Source organism: Streptomyces sp. WELS2 (genome assembly GCF_013870595.1).
GTDB lineage: Bacteria > Actinomycetota > Actinomycetes > Streptomycetales > Streptomycetaceae > Streptomyces.
Genome location: NZ_JACBWZ010001048.1, coordinates 1 through 1,901, shown reverse-complemented (window position 1 = coordinate 1,901; position 1,901 = coordinate 1). Strand labels below are relative to the sequence as shown.

The following is a 1,901-nucleotide window of genomic DNA, read 5'->3' as shown; positions in this document are numbered from 1 at the left end:
ACGGGGGAGGGGGCGGGGGCGTGCGCGGGGCGGGGTCCGGTTCGGCATGCTGCTCTGGGCTGCGACGGGGACGCGGGTTATTGGTGCCGTATGCCCACGTCACGGGGTGGATATGCGGCGAGGTTCCCGGACAATGGCCGTGTGCTGGAGATGACGCGCGAGGAGTTCGAGGAACTGGTCGCCGAGGCGCTGGACCGGATCCCGCCGGAGCTGACGCGGCTGATGGACAACGTCGCGGTGTTCGTGGAGGACGAACCGCCCGCCGACGATCCCGAGCTGCTCGGGCTCTACGAGGGGACGCCGCTGACCGAGCGCGGCGAGTGGTACGCGGGTGTCCTGCCGGACCGGATCACCGTCTACCGCGGCCCGACGCTCAGGATGTGCGCCAGCCGCGAGGACGTGATCGCGGAGACCGAGGTGACGGTGGTGCACGAGCCGACGGCCGCCAAGGAGACCGACGGCCAGGTGCCGCTGGTGCTGTGCGGGCATCTGCACCACGAGGGGACCCAGATGCTGCCGTACGGCACCCGGCTGCGCAGGGAGGGTTCCACCGGCGGCAGCGGGCTGCGGGCGGTGGAGCACGAGCACCCGGCCCCGATCCAGGCCTCGATCCTCTACTTCGACCGGGACAGCCGCCGGCTCCAGGCCTGGGACGCGATCGAACTCGGGGGGCTGGGCCTGACGACGGCCGAGGTCAGCCGCCATCTGGTGGACGAGAACCAGCCCGGCGCGAGCACCCCCTCGCGCTCCCCTTCCCCCGCCTCTCCCAGCGCCTCCCCGTAAACCGTTTTGGCGATAGCCCCCGCCATCCCATATGCTTCTCACGTCCCCGACGCGCTGAGAAGCGCCCAGGCGGGCCGATAGCCCTCATCGTCTAGCGGCCTAGGACGCCGCCCTTTCAAGGCGGTAGCACGGGTTCGAATCCCGTTGGGGGCACGCATTACCGTGTGCGACACTGTTGCACGCACGCTTGGTCCTGTGGAGCAGTTTGGAGTGCTCGCCACCCTGTCAAGGTGGAGGCCGCGGGTTCAAATCCCGTCAGGACCGCTGGTGTTTCACGTGAAACACCGTGGCTGGGTAGCTCAGTTGGTACGAGCGTCCGCCTGAAAAGCGGAAGGTCGCCGGTTCGACCCCGGCCCCAGCCACAACCGCCCTGACCAGGGCAGAGCCCCTCCCCGTTCGCGGAGAGGGGCTCTTTCGTACCCGCCATGCCCCCGGTACGCCCACGGAGCCCGCCACGGTGAAGGCCTTACCGAGCATCGACCCCGCGCTGCCGCTCGACCGGTATCCCGAGCGGGTCTGGTACACCTCGTACGGTTCCAACACCCATCTGGACCGGCTCGCCGCCTACATCAAGGGCGGGTGTCCGCCGGGTGCGGGCAGGGAGTACCCGGGGTGCCGCGATCCCGCCATGCCGGCCCGGTCGGTCCCGGTGGAGCTGACCGGGGCGGTGTACTTCGCCACCGAGTCCGCCGTCTGGGGCGGTGGGCGCGCCTTCTACGACCCGGACGCGGACGGGCGTGTACTGGCCAGGGCGCACCTGGTGACGAGCGGGCAGTTCGCCGACATCGCGGCGCAGGAGATGTACCGGCCGCCGGCCGGGGACCTGGACCTGGCGGAGGTGCTCGCGCGCGGGCGCGCCGTCCTCGGCGACGGGCGCTACGAGACCCTCGTGTGCGCCGGTCAGGTGGACGGCCTGCCGGTGCTCACGTTCACCGCGCCGTGGGGGATGAACGACGTGCCGTGGGTCGCCCCCGCCGCCGCCTACGTCCGCTCCCTGGCCACGGGGCTGCTCTCCGCCGGGGCGTGGGACACCGACGCGGTCGCCTCCTACGTCGCCTCCTGCCCCGGTGCCGACGGCCACTCGTCGCCCTGGGCCGTCGTCGGCGAGGAGCACCGGA

General features: G+C 71.5%; 2 protein-coding genes and 3 tRNA genes. All 5 read left to right on the top strand.

Annotated features, from left to right (window positions below; all coding sequences use genetic code 11):
* Window positions 1–90: 90 nt before the first annotated feature.
* Window positions 91–783, top strand: coding sequence for a metallopeptidase family protein (locus tag H5J33_RS38495; RefSeq protein WP_309485547.1), 693 nt, complete (start codon window positions 91–93; stop codon window positions 781–783).
* A gap of 80 nt (window positions 784–863) precedes the next feature.
* Window positions 864–936, top strand: a tRNA-Glu gene (locus H5J33_RS33435).
* A 36-nt stretch (window positions 937–972) separates the two neighbouring features.
* Window positions 973–1,047: transfer RNA gene (locus H5J33_RS33430), tRNA-Asp, on the top strand.
* Window positions 1,048–1,071: 24 nt separating this feature from the next.
* Window positions 1,072–1,145: transfer RNA gene (locus tag H5J33_RS33425), tRNA-Phe, on the top strand.
* Between the two features lie 95 nt (window positions 1,146–1,240).
* A partial coding sequence (locus H5J33_RS33420; RefSeq protein WP_181798442.1) for a histone deacetylase occupies window positions 1,241–1,901 on the top strand: 661 nt, incomplete at its 3' end.